The 12,548-nt window shown below is 54.4% G+C and carries 16 protein-coding genes; 7 read left to right on the top strand and 9 right to left on the bottom strand.

Features of this window, described 5'->3' with window-relative positions; genetic code table 11:
• The first annotated feature begins 42 nt into the window (after nt 1–42).
• A complete protein-coding gene (locus ACT6RZ_RS06395; RefSeq protein WP_444701310.1) occupies nt 43–246 on the top strand; it encodes a CsbD family protein in 204 nt (67 codons plus the stop codon).
• A gap of 47 nt (nt 247–293) precedes the next feature.
• Here ACT6RZ_RS06395 and ACT6RZ_RS06400 read toward each other — a convergent pair whose 3' ends face one another.
• Complete coding sequence (locus tag ACT6RZ_RS06400; RefSeq protein WP_444701311.1) at nt 294–428, bottom strand: hypothetical protein; 135 nt, start codon at nt 426–428, stop codon at nt 294–296.
• On the opposite strand from ACT6RZ_RS06400, the gene ACT6RZ_RS06405 reads away from it, so the two are divergent.
• Complete coding sequence (locus ACT6RZ_RS06405) at nt 427–678, top strand: hypothetical protein (RefSeq protein WP_444701312.1); 252 nt, start codon at nt 427–429, stop codon at nt 676–678. The two genes, ACT6RZ_RS06400 and ACT6RZ_RS06405, sit on opposite strands and share 2 nt — an antisense overlap.
• Before the next feature lie 201 nt (nt 679–879).
• Here ACT6RZ_RS06405 and ppc read toward each other — a convergent pair whose 3' ends face one another.
• Entirely contained in the window at nt 880–3,669 is a 2,790-nt protein-coding gene (ppc, locus tag ACT6RZ_RS06410; RefSeq protein WP_444701313.1) for a phosphoenolpyruvate carboxylase, read from the bottom strand.
• A gap of 210 nt (nt 3,670–3,879) precedes the next feature.
• On the opposite strand from ppc, the gene ACT6RZ_RS06415 reads away from it, so the two are divergent.
• Nucleotides 3,880–4,149: a hypothetical protein gene (locus tag ACT6RZ_RS06415; RefSeq protein ID WP_444701314.1), complete on the top strand. Its 270-nt coding sequence runs from the start codon at nt 3,880–3,882 to the stop codon at nt 4,147–4,149.
• Nucleotides 4,150–4,176: 27 nt separating this feature from the next.
• Here the strand turns inward: ACT6RZ_RS06415 and ACT6RZ_RS06420 are convergent, their stop codons facing one another.
• Genes ACT6RZ_RS06420 through rsmD form a run of 5 tightly spaced genes read right to left on the bottom strand, consistent with a single transcriptional unit; the run spans nt 4,177 to nt 6,209 of the window.
• A complete protein-coding gene (locus tag ACT6RZ_RS06420) occupies nt 4,177–4,437 on the bottom strand; it encodes a hypothetical protein (protein WP_444701315.1) in 261 nt (86 codons plus the stop codon).
• Nucleotides 4,430–4,837 carry a lactoylglutathione lyase gene (gene gloA, locus ACT6RZ_RS06425; RefSeq protein ID WP_444701316.1) on the bottom strand — a complete coding sequence of 136 codons (408 nt, stop codon included), beginning with the start codon at nt 4,835–4,837 and terminating at the stop codon, nt 4,430–4,432. The genes ACT6RZ_RS06420 and gloA overlap by 8 nt, the downstream gene beginning before the upstream one ends.
• Nucleotides 4,838–4,882: 45 nt before the next feature.
• Nucleotides 4,883–5,131 (bottom strand): YfhL family 4Fe-4S dicluster ferredoxin, encoded by a 249-nt coding sequence (locus tag ACT6RZ_RS06430; protein WP_379056572.1) that lies wholly within the window; start codon nt 5,129–5,131, stop codon nt 4,883–4,885.
• Nucleotides 5,132–5,617, bottom strand: a complete 486-nt coding sequence (coaD, locus tag ACT6RZ_RS06435) for a pantetheine-phosphate adenylyltransferase (RefSeq protein WP_444701317.1) — start codon at nt 5,615–5,617, stop codon at nt 5,132–5,134. It abuts the gene before it with no gap.
• Between the two features lie 31 nt (nt 5,618–5,648).
• Nucleotides 5,649–6,209 (bottom strand): 16S rRNA (guanine(966)-N(2))-methyltransferase RsmD, encoded by a 561-nt coding sequence (gene rsmD / locus ACT6RZ_RS06440; RefSeq protein ID WP_444701318.1) that lies wholly within the window; start codon nt 6,207–6,209, stop codon nt 5,649–5,651.
• Between the two features lie 142 nt (nt 6,210–6,351).
• On the opposite strand from rsmD, the gene ACT6RZ_RS06445 reads away from it, so the two are divergent.
• Nucleotides 6,352–6,558, top strand: coding sequence for a PLDc N-terminal domain-containing protein (locus tag ACT6RZ_RS06445; protein WP_444701319.1), 207 nt, complete (start codon nt 6,352–6,354; stop codon nt 6,556–6,558).
• A 62-nt stretch (nt 6,559–6,620) separates the two neighbouring features.
• On the opposite strand, the gene ACT6RZ_RS06450 is transcribed toward ACT6RZ_RS06445, so the two are convergent.
• Together ACT6RZ_RS06450 and ACT6RZ_RS06455 are read right to left on the bottom strand one after the other, a co-directional pair.
• A complete protein-coding gene (locus tag ACT6RZ_RS06450) occupies nt 6,621–7,931 on the bottom strand; it encodes a M16 family metallopeptidase (RefSeq protein WP_444701320.1) in 1,311 nt (436 codons plus the stop codon).
• A gap of 84 nt (nt 7,932–8,015) precedes the next feature.
• Complete coding sequence (locus tag ACT6RZ_RS06455; protein WP_444701321.1) at nt 8,016–9,407, bottom strand: M16 family metallopeptidase; 1,392 nt, start codon at nt 9,405–9,407, stop codon at nt 8,016–8,018.
• Nucleotides 9,408–9,605: 198 nt separating this feature from the next.
• On the opposite strand from ACT6RZ_RS06455, the gene ftsY reads away from it, so the two are divergent.
• Genes ftsY through ftsX form a run of 3 tightly spaced genes read left to right on the top strand, consistent with a single transcriptional unit; the run spans nt 9,606 to nt 12,214 of the window.
• Entirely contained in the window at nt 9,606–10,589 is a 984-nt protein-coding gene (gene ftsY / locus ACT6RZ_RS06460; protein ID WP_444701322.1) for a signal recognition particle-docking protein FtsY, read from the top strand.
• A gap of 46 nt (nt 10,590–10,635) precedes the next feature.
• Nucleotides 10,636–11,313, top strand: a complete 678-nt coding sequence (ftsE, locus tag ACT6RZ_RS06465; RefSeq protein WP_444701323.1) for a cell division ATP-binding protein FtsE — start codon at nt 10,636–10,638, stop codon at nt 11,311–11,313.
• A 10-nt stretch (nt 11,314–11,323) separates the two neighbouring features.
• Nucleotides 11,324–12,214: a permease-like cell division protein FtsX gene (gene ftsX, locus ACT6RZ_RS06470; RefSeq protein WP_444701324.1), complete on the top strand. Its 891-nt coding sequence runs from the start codon at nt 11,324–11,326 to the stop codon at nt 12,212–12,214.
• The last annotated feature ends 334 nt before the right edge of the window (nt 12,215–12,548 follow it).

Genomic DNA, 12,548 nt, shown 5'->3' on the forward strand with positions numbered 1-12,548 from the left:
TCGTTGACCGAGACACAATTCTAAAACCTAGGAGACTTAATCATGAATAAAGATATTTTTGAGGGCAACTGGAAACAACTTAAAGGTAAAGTACAGGAGCAATGGGGCAAACTGACCAATGATGACCTAGACGTGATTGAAGGCAAACGCGACCAGGTTGTGGGCAAGATCCAGGAACGTTATGGCATCACTAAAGATGAAGCCGAAAAACAGATCAATACCTGGGAAAAAGACAACCATCATTGATGCAGTGATGCGCTCTGATCAATAGCCACTTTTTAAGTGGCTATTTTTCATGGGTTCTCGCTCTTTTTGTGATGCGCGATAAAGCTGCCTATCGCATGCGCTTTGAAAATAAACACTAATGCAATGATCACACTGATCAGCATGCTCAGCAACTCAGCCTTACCCTCAGGGTTTAAAGTCATGAACAGTGAATTTGAACCTGTATTCAGACTCACCCTAAATACATACGATATCAACGCCGGCCCTGCCTGTATCAGTTTCCATAAGCCCAGAATAGCAACTGCGACGGTGGCGACTTCATCAGGCCGACCAATTGTTGTGGTGTCATTTTTTTCCTCTTATTTTGATGTTATTTTTGCCAGGCGTACACCAGGGATATTATTAGCCGGCAGTGCAAATAAAAAGCAGGATGCTCACTACTCACCGCACTAGCGTCAGCTTTACTGCTGTTTCCTCTTTAGAAATAATATCTCAACTGCATCACATCCGTTAGCTTTGTTTGAGCGCATGAGGCGCCAAACGCGCAAGCGCTCTGTAGCCATCACGCAGCTGTCGCCCTGGCCCGGGTGGCGTTGTTTCATGCCCTGATTCCAACCTGTGCCTCAGATCGTTTTGCCAGGTAGCACCATGCGGCTAGCCGGTATTTCTTAAGCCGGCCGCAATGCCATTAATGGTCAGCGGGATCGCCAATTTGAGTTTTTCATCCGTTTCGCCATTGCGGTAGCGTTGTATCATTTCAACTTGCAAATGATTGAGCGGGTCCAGATAAGGCAAACGGTCGCGTATGGATTTAGCCAGCACCGGCTGGCTGGCCAGTCGTTGCGAGCTGCCTAACAGCAGGTTGACCACCTGAGTGGTCAACTGGTGCTCGTGCTCTATGCGGCTGAAGATCTCTTCGCGCAGGCTGCGGTCTGGCAACAGGTGTGCGTAATGCCTGGCCACGATGAGGTCGGTTTTAGCCAGCACCATATCTACGTTATTGATCAGGGTCTTGAAGATAGGCCAGCCCAGCAGCATTTCCCTGAGCAATGCCAGGCGGGTCTCTTTAGCGCTGCCGGCTTGCTGCAGGTATTGATCTATCGCGCTGCCCAGCCCATACCAGCCTGGCAACAATAGCCGGCATTGCCCCCATGAGAAGCCCCAGGGGATGGCACGCAAGTCTTCGATACGGCGGGTGGATTTGCGTGAGGCGGGACGGCTGCCCAGGTTCAGGCCGGCGATCTCCTCTATCGGTGTGGTGTTAAAAAAGTATTCGGCAAAGCCCGGGGTCTCATATACCAGGCTGCGGTAGCTGGTCATGGCGGTGGCAGACAGGGTCTCCATCACGCTTTCAAAGGCACGCCGCCTGGCCGGCTCCAGCTGGTCGGCCGGAAACAGGCTGGCATCCAGCGTGGCGGCGATCAGGGTTTCCAGATGCTGACGCCCGACGACAGGGTCGGCATATTTATTGGCAATGATCTCACCTTGCTCGGTCAGGCGGATCTGCCCATCCACCGTGCCTTGCGGTTGCGCCATGATGGCCTGGTAAGTCGGGCCACCGCCACGCCCTACCGTGCCACCACGACCATGGAACAGGCGCAGCTTGACTTTGGCCTGCTGGAACAGTTCTACCAGTGAGATTTCGGCTTTGTATAACTCCCAGTTAGAGGTCAGGAAACCGCCGTCCTTGTTGCTGTCTGAATAGCCCAGCATGACTTCTTGTTCGCTGCCCTGGTTGCGGATCACGTGGCGTATGCCCAGCAGGCTTAACCACTTGCCCATGATCATGGGCGCATCGCGCAGGTCGGCGATGGTCTCGAACAGCGGCACGATATTCAGATCCAGCTGGATATTGGCTGACCCCCACACCCCGCGCAGCAAACCAGCTTCGCGTTGCAGCAAGGCGACTTCCAGCAGGTCAGACAGTGTTTCGGTATGCGAGATGATATATTGACGCACGGCATGGCAGCCAAAACGCTCGCGCATTTCGCGCACCGCTTCCAGCACGCCTATCTCTTTGTGCACCAGCTCGGAGTATTGCTGAAAAGGCGAGAACAGCAAGCGTGGCTGTTTCAGTTCTTCGAGCAAGAGGCCTATTTTTTCGTCTTCATTGAATCCAGCATAATCAAACTCATAGCCGGCTTTTTGCAGCAGCTCGGTGATCACCGCTTCATGTACATCTGAAGACTGGCGGATATCCACCGTCGCCAGATGAAAACCGAACGACTCTATCGCCTTGATCAACTTGCCCAGGCGCGGATAGACCAGCGCTGCCCCGTGATGTTTGCGCAGGGAGTCGGCGATGGCCTGCAACGGCAGCAATAAAGCCTCGGGGCTGTCATAGGCCAAAGCACGCACATCATCGTCTATGCGCCAGCCACAGCCGGCTGCCAGGCTTTCGGCTGTCACCAGCAAACGGTCATGTACGCCATTCAGGGCCAGGCGGTAGGGCTCATCCATGCGATGTGCGGATTGATCACGCGAGGCCTGGGCCAGCGCCATCACCGCCTCGTCTACTGCGATCAGTCGGGTGGAGACGCCCAGCTCGCGCTTGAGTTCGGCCAGTTCATCCAGGTAAAAACGCAAGACCGTCACTGCCTGCAGGCGCACGGCTTCACGCAAGGTAGAGCCATCTACGAACGGATTGCCATCGCGGTCGCCGCCTATCCAGCTACCCATACGCAAAAACGCCGGCAAGCGGTATTCACTCGCAGTCGGCATCAGCGTTTCCAGATCACGCTCCAGATCCTGTAGCAACTCCGGGATCACATGCAAAAAAGTGCTGTCGTAATAGGTCAGTGCATTTTCAATCTCGTTGACCACCGTCAGTTTGGAAAAACGCAGCATACGCGTTTGCCACAATGCGGAAACAGCGCCCTGCAACAACAGGCTGTTACGTGCCAGCTGCGCTTGTGCATGCATGTGCATGCGCGCGGCCAGCAACTCGACGATACGGCGTTCTATATCGAGCACGCTTTTGCGTTGCACTTCTGTCGGGTGTGCGGTGAGCACCGGCGACACCAGCGCATCAGCAAAAAACTGCTGTATCACCTCCACCGGGACACCATCCTCACGCAACTGGCAGATAGAATGCGCCAGCATGCCGGCGACCGGCGTATGCGCGTGGCTGTTCGCCAGCTGCTGGCCATACAGATCCTCTGCCAGGTTGACCAGGTGCTTGTAGTAACTCAAGGCGCGCACCACACACACTGTTTGCGCTGGCGTCAGTGCTGCCAGCAATCGCTCCAGCTGTAATGAGGCGCTCTGGTCGTGAGTCTGATGGAATTTGGTCGCTGCCTGGCGGATAGCCGCGATCTGCGCAAAAGCCGCCTGCCCTTCAACTTCCTGTATGGCCTGGTCGAGCAAACTGCCCAATAATTCAATATTGTCAGACAGCCGCGCCTCTGCCGAAACCATGTCACTGGCCACATGTTTTTTTATCATGGTGTCTTCTCCCCTAGCTCAGTGATACACTAGCAACAAGCAGGCCACCTTTGAATGATGATTTTTTACATATAAATCATGTGCTTGCAAAATTGATAGCACTGCATGCATGCGTACTCAAGGCGAGCATGCACCGATTTGGCCCCGCTGATATCCGCTGGGAAGGCGCGGCGTGAAAGATCAGCTGGCAGCCAGCGAGACTATAGTTGGATGACCCGGTGGCCGGGTGGCCGGGTGGCCGGATGCCAGCATAAGCTAGGTGGTAAACAGATGGATGTGAATCGATTGATAGCGCAGGTGTTACAAAACTGGCAAGCCTTGGGCACGCAAGGCCTCTGGCATCAGGACGCCTTTTTACTGCTGATGTGCGTGCTTGCCGTGGTGATACTGTTCTTTACCGGCACGGTGATAGGCTTGCTCGTGCAATCCCTGTGGGGGATCTTCATCACCAGCCATCAGGCCACAGATGGGGAGAGTTAACGCCAGACTGGCCAGGGAGAGCCCTGATCAATCGCCACTGGAAACCAGTACCTGCCTGATCGCTTCCAGCTCACGTGGGATATCGGCCGCATAATCCTCATACTGGCGGCCACCTGTCCTGCCATACCAGTACTTGCTGTTCCACACATCACCCTCAACCTTGTGCAGCACCGCGTGTATCCAGTTGGCCGTGTGGTCACTGTAATCCTGCGCGATGTTGTGCGCCGCATCCCAGTCACCCGCCTGTGCCAGCGTCACGGCCTCCAGCAACTGCGTCTGGTTAGACATGCTCGGGATACTCTATGCTGCCCTTCTGGATGAATTCGATCTTATAACCATCCGGGTCTTCGATGAAAGCGATCACTATGGTGCCATGTTTCATAGGCCCGGCTTCGCGTATGACTTTGCCGCCTTTGGTTTTCACCAGCTCACAGGCCTGGTAAGCATCGTCTACCTCGATCGCCATATGCCCATAGGCGGCACCCATGTCATAACTGGCTTTGCCGTAGTTATAGGTCAGTTCGAGCACGGTATTGTTGTACTCATTGCCATAACCGACAAACGCCAGTGTGAATTCACCATCCGGGTAATCCTGGGTACGTATCAGCTTCATGCCCAGCACGCCGGTATAAAAATCTATAGACCGTTGTAAATCACCAACGCGCAACATGGTATGTAAAATTCGCATGACTCTTAACCCCTTTAATTATTTATGGAATAACAACGTGAGTACTTACGCCCTGGTAATGCGCAAGTATTTGTCCATCAACTGCTCTTGAGTTTCCTGTCGGTCCGGGTCCAGCGGGATGCAGCTGATAGGGCACACCTGCTGGCACTGCGGTTTGTCAAAATGGCCTACGCATTCGGTGCACAGGTCAGGGTTGATCTCATAGATCTCTTCACCTTGCGAAATAGCCTCGTTAGGGCACACAGGCTCGCACACATCGCAATTAATGCATTCATCGGTAATAAACAGGGACATTTAATTTATCAGTTTTTGCTTGATGGCTGTTTCAACGCCGGGCGACACGAACTGGTTTACATCACCGCCCAGGCGCGCCACCTCGCGCACCAGACTGGAGGAGATAAACATGTATTCTTCTGCAGGTGTCATAAACAGGGTTTCCAGTTTTGGGTACAGTTTGCGGTTCATGCCTGCCAACTGGAATTCGTACTCGAAATCGCTGGCAGCGCGCAATCCGCGTATGACCATCTGTGCGCCCTGGGACTGGACGAACTGCATCAGCAGGCCATCAAAACCGACGACTTTGATATTCTCGCCGGCGAATACCGATTGCGCCAATGCGACGCGCTCCTGCAGGCTGAACAGGGTCTGCTTGCTGGTACTGCCTGCCACCGCCACTATCACCTGATCAAACAGGTGGGCTGCCCGGCGCACGATATCTTCGTGCCCCATGGTGATCGGGTCAAAGGTGCCCGGATAGACTGCAATTCTGGTTTTATTCATACGCTGATATCCCGAAAGTCTGTACGCACCTTCAAGGCTGCGTGGCTGGCGCTGGCGTGCTGACTGGCTGCAACAGGTGGTAGTACACCTGCCCTGCCTTGCCAGACTTGACCACTTGCCAGTCCGAATCAGATTTTAACGCATATTCGGCTTCTACATACAGCCAGCCTTGTGCAGACAAATGCCCAAGCAGCAGCGGCAACAATTTATCCAGCCATTGCTTGTGATACGGCGGGTCACAAAAAATGACGTCGTAACGCTGGCTGTTTTGCGCCAGAAACTTCAGTGCATCGGCCTGGCGAATATCGGCTTTACCGGCTTGCAGTAATTTCTGGTTTTGCAGCAAGGCCTGCAACGGGCCTTTGGCCAGCTCCAGCATGGTGACCTGGCTGGCATTGCGTGACAGTGCCTCGAACCCCAGCGCACCGGTGCCGGCGAACAGGTCCAGACAGGTTTTGCCGGTCAACTCCTGCCCCAGCCAATTGAACAGGGTCTGACGTACGCGGTCCGGCGTAGGGCGCAAGCCATCGGCATCCGGGAACTTGAGTACCCGGCTGCGCCAGACACCGGCATTGATACGCACTTGATTCATAAAGATGATGCAGTCACTAAGCAAGAACAAAGCAGTATTATAAAGGGGTTCACCGCTGTGCAGAGATTTGCAGCTATTTGCATGATCCAGGCACAAAACGCTTCGTGCTATCATCTCTAAAAATCAAACAAGGAAATCAGACATGGAATTTTTATTGGGCTTTGGCCTGTTAGGGACTTTGATCACCACTGCGCTGGGCTTGTTCTGGCTATGGATGCTGATCGATTGCCTGGCCGATCAGAGTGAAGACAAGCTGGTCTGGTTCCTGGTGATCTTCTTTCTCAGCCTGCTGGGTGCGCTTTTATATTACTTCCTGGCGCGCAAAAAGCGTAAGGCTACCGTGCTGTAACTGATCACAGCTGACGCACACCAGCCAAAGCCGACCATGTGTCGGCTTTATTTTTTAATGCCTTATTCCGCGCCTACGATCACAGTGGCAAAGCTTTCGGGATGGATGCGGCGTTTAAAGGCGTCATTCACCTGCTGCACGGTCACTTGTGCTACGTGATCGTTAAAGCTGTCCAGATAGTCCAGCGGCAGCTTGTAGAAACCGATCAGGTTCAGATATTCGAGTATCTTGCCATTGCTGTCTATACGCAACGGAAAGCCACCGATCAGGTTATCTTTGGCCGCTTGCAGCTCAGCCTCGGTCACGCCCTGATCGACAAACTGCTGCACGGTCTGCCTGACCAGTTGCAATGCATCTTGCGCCTGTTCCTTCTTGGTTTGCAGACCAATCTGGAAAGGGCCTAACTCGGCCATGGGCAGAAAGTAACTGTAGACGCTATAGGCCAGACCGCGTTTTTCACGGACTTCTTCGGTCAGGCGCGAGACAAAGCCGCCACCGCCCAGAATATAGTTACCGACGTATAGCGGGAAAAAATCAGGGTCGCCGCGTTTGTTGCCGGGCTGGCCGAGCAGGATATGCGCCTGCAAGGCAGGATGTGGCAATTTTTTTACGCTGGCTGTTTTTAAGGCCGGCACCGGCGGCACTGCTGCTACCGCAGGGCCTTGTGGCAAGCCGGCACTCAGGCGTTCGGCGATCTGTTTGGCCTGCGTCAGGGTCAGATTCCCTATCAAGGCGATCACAGCTGATTTGGCCGTGTAATGCGTTTGGTAAAACTGCGCCAGCTGCGCCACCGTCAGCGATTGCACGCTATCGATCTCGCCGCTTTGATCCAGGCTGTAAGCATGCATGCCATAGACAGAACGCATAAAGGCTTTTTGCGCGATGCTGTCAGGCTCGGTCTCGGCTTCCTGCAGCCCGGCCACGATACGGGCCTGTTCGCGTTTTAGCACCGCTTCGGGGAAATCGGGCTTATGCAATACAAAACTGAACGCTTGCAATGCGCTGGCCTGCTCGCTGGTCAGGGTGCGTAATTTGAACCCGGCGCGGTCTGCATCAAAATTGCCGCCGAGTACGGCGCCTATATCGGCAAAGCGGTTAGTCAGCGTCTCTTCATCCAGCCCGCCTGCCACCAGGGCCATCAGGTGATGCGTGACACCGGCAGCACCCGAGGTTTCCGGCTGATCGTGTGCGCTACCCGCCGGGAAATTCACGCTGATATCCATCATAGGCAAGGCATGGTTCTCAACAAAATACACCTCACTGCCATGGCTGGTGGTCCAGTGCTGGATATTCAATCCAGCCAGTGCATGCAGTGCATGGCCTTGCAGCAGCAAGGCCAGCAGGGTGGTTCTAAAAAGATTCAAAGCGTTCATTCTGTTTCCTACATGGCTGCTGCGACCAGATCAGCTGGTGGCATGCGTATTAAATATGGCTTGTGTATTGAATATGTCCAGGAACTAGTGCTGATGCGGTTTTCCGGCTGGTTTGGCGTTCGGGTCCATAGGTTGCGGATCCAGTGTCACCAGCGTCAGCTGGTCTGGCACCAGGTATTTTTTTGCCACCGCCTGTACCTGCTCCGGGGTGACGGCCTCTATGCGCGCAGCATTTTTTTCCAGCAGGCTCAAGGGGTAACTCATGGTTTCCAGCTGACCTATCTGCATCGCCTGGTAAAACATGGAGTCGCGTTTATAGACATCGGCGGCGATCACTGCCGCTTTGACTCTGTGCAATTCGGCGGCGGTCACACCCTTGTTCTTCACTTCATCCACCACTGCCCAGATCGCTTTCTGCAAGTCTTCCAGCGCCACGCCTTCGCTGGGCGAGGCAGCGATCTCAAAGGTGGAAGCCTGGCCGCGGTTGGTGCCGTCATAGCCGCTATCTATGTCCAGCGCGATCGCCTGTTCACGCACCAGTTTCTGGTTCAGCCGCGAGGAGCCATTACCACTTAACACGCTGGATAACACCTCCAGTGCATATGGTTCCCAATCCTGTTCGCTGTAAGCAGGCCCGTTCTTCATGGCCGGGGCATGAAAACCCATCGTAAAATAAGGTAATTTGGCAGGCGCCTTGACGATGGCGCGGCGCTCGCCCAGCTGCGCTGGTTCCACTTGCGGTTTGCGCGCTGGCAACGGCCTGGCGGCCAGCTTGCCAAAGGTCTCCTCCGCCAGCTTGAAAACCTCTGCCGCCTTGACATCGCCCACCACAACCACGGTCACATTATTTGGCGTGTACCAGGTGTTATACCACTCGCGCGCATCGGCGGCGGTCATATTATCCAGGTCATTCATAAACCCGACCACCGGGCGGCCATAAGGGTGCGCGCGAAAGACTGAAGAATCGAATTGTTCACTGACGCGAGATTGCGGCTTGTCTTCGGTGCGCCAGCGGCGCTCCTCTTTCACCACTTCTATCTCCTTGGCGAATTCGGCATCGGTGATCTGCAAGTTGGCCATGCGGTCAGCTTCCAGCTTGAACGACAATGACAATCTGGATTTTTCCAGCTGCTGGAAATAGCAGGTGTAATCCTTGCTGGTGAACGCATTCTCCTTGCCGCCTGCGGCAGCTATCTGGCGCGAGAACTGCCCGGCCGGGACGCTGGGGGTGCCTTTGAACATCATGTGTTCCAGCACGTGCGCGACCCCGGTTTTGCCATTGACCTCATCCAGCGAACCGGCTCTATACCATACCTGCGAGACCACCACAGGCGCCCGGTGATCTTCCTGCACGATCAGCTTGAGGCCATTTTTAAGCGTGGTTTGTACCACTTCGGCAGCCTGTGCGCTGCAGACACTGAGCAAGGCAGCCAGAAGCAACAGTGGTTGGCTGCAATGAGTAACACTTTTTTTCATGATGGGATCACTATAGGAACAGGTTGTAAAAGCAGTGGCTGTGACCGATGGCGCGTCTACTTAGTTCGCATGCACCGGGCAATAGAACGCGAGTTTAAAAACCATATATAACGTTTTGCTATGCATCGCAAAGCCATGGTCGTGGCGGTAAATGTCGATTCGGCTTAAAATAGGCATATTACCGAGTTTTAAGCTGCCATGTTCAATCCATTTGCCAAAAAAACCGAGTCTTCATCCCCTGCCCCCGAAGAAACCGCTAGCCCCAGCTGGACCCAGCGCCTTAAAAATGGCCTGGCAAAAACGCGCCAGCAACTGGGCGGGCAGCTTAGCGCGCTGTTCGGCGGCGGCAAGATAGATGAAGATATTTACGAAGAGCTGGAAACCATACTGCTGACCTCGGATGTAGGGGTCAATGCCACCCAGCACCTGCTGGAGCAGTTGCGTGCCCGGGTCAAAAGGCAGGATTTACAGGACACCATCGCCTTGAAACAGGCGCTCAAGGAAACCCTGTCTGACCTGCTCTCACCGTTGCAGGCCCCGCTGGATGTCAGCGGCCACCAGCCTTATGTCATGATGATGGTAGGCGTGAATGGCGCCGGTAAAACCACCACTATAGGCAAGCTGGCAAAATACCTGCAAGGGCAAGGCCATAGTGTACTCATTGCCGCCGGAGATACCTTCCGTGCCGCGGCGCGAGAACAATTACAGGTGTGGGGCGAGCGCAACGATGTGCAGGTGATCGCTTCCGAGAGCGGTGATCCGGCGGCAGTGATCTATGATGCGGTGAACTCTGCCATCGCCAGAAAAACAGATGTGGTGATTGCCGACACTGCCGGCCGCCTGCCTACGCAGCTGCACCTGATGGATGAGATCAAGAAAGTACAACGCGTGATCGACAAGGCATTGCCAGGCGCGCCGCACGAGATCCTGCTGGTGCTGGATGCCAATACCGGCCAAAATGCGGTCAACCAGCTCAAGGCCTTTAACGAGGCTTTAGGTGTCACTGGTCTGGCTTTGACCAAGCTGGATGGCACGGCCAAAGGCGGTGTGATCGCTGCGATCGCGCATTTGAGCGGGCAATCTGCCCATAGCATCCCGGTGCGCTTTATCGGCGTCGGTGAAAGCATAGATGACTTGCGCCCGTTTGTTGCCAACGACTTTATTGATGCCTTGATTGATTAGCCATGACACTCTTTAACTTGAAACTGTTAAAACAGATCGTTAAACCATGATTGCATTTAACAACGTCAGCATGCGCTACCCGAATAGCGCGCACCTGTTCCGCCAGGTCAGCTTTAATATTGAAAAAGGCGACTTTGTGCTGATCACCGGCCAGTCCGGCGCCGGTAAAAGCACCCTGCTCAAACTGATGGCGGGTATAGAAGCCCCTTCCGGCGGCCATATTCTGATCAATGAGCAGGATATCAGCCAGCTGCACCAGAATGCCATCCCTTACCTGCGTCGCCGTTTTGGCCTGGTTTTTCAGGACCATAAGTTGCTGTATGACCGCAACAGCTTTGAGAATGTCGCGCTGCCGCTCAGCATCCAGGGCATCACCGGGGATGAAGCCGCCCGTCGCGTGCGCGCCGCTCTGGACAAAGTAGGCCTGCTCAACAAAGAAAAAGCCATGCCTATCACCCTGTCAGGTGGTGAACAGCAGCGCCTGGCGATCGCGCGCGCCGTGGTCAGCCGCCCTGCCATCGTCATTGCCGACGAACCTACCGGGGGCCTGGACCGCGTCGCCTCGCTGGAGATCATGCAGCTACTCAAAGCGTTTAATGATGTAGGCGTCACCGTCGTCATCGCCATGCATGATGTGGCACAAGTGAGCACCATCGCTTACCGGACCTTGCATATAGACCAGCAAACCATCACGTCCATGCCTGCCCAGGTCGGCATGTTATAAGGGTAATGGCATGAAAAACTGGCTGAATCAACACACACTCGCCATGCAACTGGTGTTACAGAGACTCAAAGCGCATTGGCTAAACACGCTGACCATCTGCATGGTGATAGGCATCACCGTCACCTTGCCCGGCCTGTTATTCGTTGGCGTGGACAACCTGCAGGACGCATCGCGCTCCATCAAACAGGACGCGCAAATGAGCGCCTTCCTCAAACCGGCGCTCAACGGCAATGTCATTCAACGCCTGATCAATGACGTGCAAGCCTTACCGCAAGTCAAAGAAGTGCGCTATGTGCCCAAGGAAGAAGCGATCAAGCAACTGGGTCAACAGTTTCTGCAAAAAGACCTGCTAGCCGACCTGCCGCAAAACCCGTTACCTGACGCCCTGTTCATCACCCTGGCCGACACGCAGCCGAACACAGCGAAACCGGTACAGGAGATGCTGCAAGCGCGCGACGAAGTCGAAGAACTGGTGGTAGACAGTGTCTGGATAGAACGGCTGAACTCCATGCTGGTACTGGGTAAACGCATCGCCCTGATCTTTGCCTGCCTGCTCGGCATCGCCATGGTCACAGTCATCAGCAATACCGTGCGCATGCAGGTGCTGACGCATGAAACCGAGATCGAAGTCAGCCGTTTGATAGGCGCGACCCACAGCTTTATCCGCCGCCCGTTTTTATATATGGGCAGTGTTTATGGCCTGGGTGGGGGCCTGATCGCGGTCGCTTTACTCTTTGCGATCGTGTGGAACCTCAAACAGCCGGTGCAGCTGCTGGCTAACAACTACCAGAGTAATTTTCAGCTGGTGTTTCATCTGGTGAATATTGGCGGGTTGATATTATTGGCTTCGACGTTGATAGGCTGGATAGCGGCGTTTATTGCGTTGACGCAGAAACGCTGAACTGCCTTGGCGCTATCAGCTTGGCCTGCTATTGCAGGAGAAAGCTGTAATCGGTAATTCTTTGGATGGCTCAGTGCTCTGTTTCGGCATTTTCTTTCGCCTCTAGGCGAGTTACTTTTCTTTGCTTGCCCAAAGAAAATGTAACCAAAAGAAATGCACCCTAGCTTCCGCTTATCTCCTGCGTTGCTCATCAAAATAAGCGGTCGCGAAACTCGCCCTAGCGGCCTGCACACCCCGCAGACCACCGCGGAGCTCAGACAGTCGCTCCCTTCCTCCTTATTTTGACTCCGCTACTCGGCGCGTCAGATAGGGGCCCGTTTAGACCCACCACGTT

Source organism: Methylophilus sp., assembly GCF_052437885.1.
In the GTDB taxonomy this organism is placed as follows: Bacteria; Pseudomonadota; Gammaproteobacteria; order Burkholderiales; family Methylophilaceae; genus Methylophilus.

Coding starts and splice junctions, on each gene's coding strand:
- ACT6RZ_RS06455 (WP_444701321.1), bottom strand. CDS start 9,407: ATGAAAAAAAGTGTTACTCATTGCAGCCAACCACTGTTGCTTCTGGCT.
- ppc (WP_444701313.1), bottom strand. CDS start 3,669: ATGATAAAAAAACATGTGGCCAGTGACATGGTTTCGGCAGAGGCGCGG.
- ACT6RZ_RS06450 (WP_444701320.1), bottom strand. CDS start 7,931: ATGAACGCTTTGAATCTTTTTAGAACCACCCTGCTGGCCTTGCTGCTG.
- gloA (WP_444701316.1), bottom strand. CDS start 4,837: ATGCGAATTTTACATACCATGTTGCGCGTTGGTGATTTACAACGGTCT.
- ACT6RZ_RS06415 (WP_444701314.1), top strand. CDS start 3,880: ATGACCCGGTGGCCGGGTGGCCGGGTGGCCGGATGCCAGCATAAGCTA.
- ACT6RZ_RS06445 (WP_444701319.1), top strand. CDS start 6,352: ATGGAATTTTTATTGGGCTTTGGCCTGTTAGGGACTTTGATCACCACT.
- ACT6RZ_RS06420 (WP_444701315.1), bottom strand. CDS start 4,437: ATGTCTAACCAGACGCAGTTGCTGGAGGCCGTGACGCTGGCACAGGCG.
- ftsY (WP_444701322.1), top strand. CDS start 9,606: ATGTTCAATCCATTTGCCAAAAAAACCGAGTCTTCATCCCCTGCCCCC.
- coaD (WP_444701317.1), bottom strand. CDS start 5,617: ATGAATAAAACCAGAATTGCAGTCTATCCGGGCACCTTTGACCCGATC.
- rsmD (WP_444701318.1), bottom strand. CDS start 6,209: ATGAATCAAGTGCGTATCAATGCCGGTGTCTGGCGCAGCCGGGTACTC.
- ACT6RZ_RS06400 (WP_444701311.1), bottom strand. CDS start 428: ATGACTTTAAACCCTGAGGGTAAGGCTGAGTTGCTGAGCATGCTGATC.
- ACT6RZ_RS06405 (WP_444701312.1), top strand. CDS start 427: ATGAACAGTGAATTTGAACCTGTATTCAGACTCACCCTAAATACATAC.
- ftsX (WP_444701324.1), top strand. CDS start 11,324: ATGAAAAACTGGCTGAATCAACACACACTCGCCATGCAACTGGTGTTA.
- ftsE (WP_444701323.1), top strand. CDS start 10,636: ATGATTGCATTTAACAACGTCAGCATGCGCTACCCGAATAGCGCGCAC.
- ACT6RZ_RS06430 (WP_379056572.1), bottom strand. CDS start 5,131: ATGTCCCTGTTTATTACCGATGAATGCATTAATTGCGATGTGTGCGAG.
- ACT6RZ_RS06395 (WP_444701310.1), top strand. CDS start 43: ATGAATAAAGATATTTTTGAGGGCAACTGGAAACAACTTAAAGGTAAA.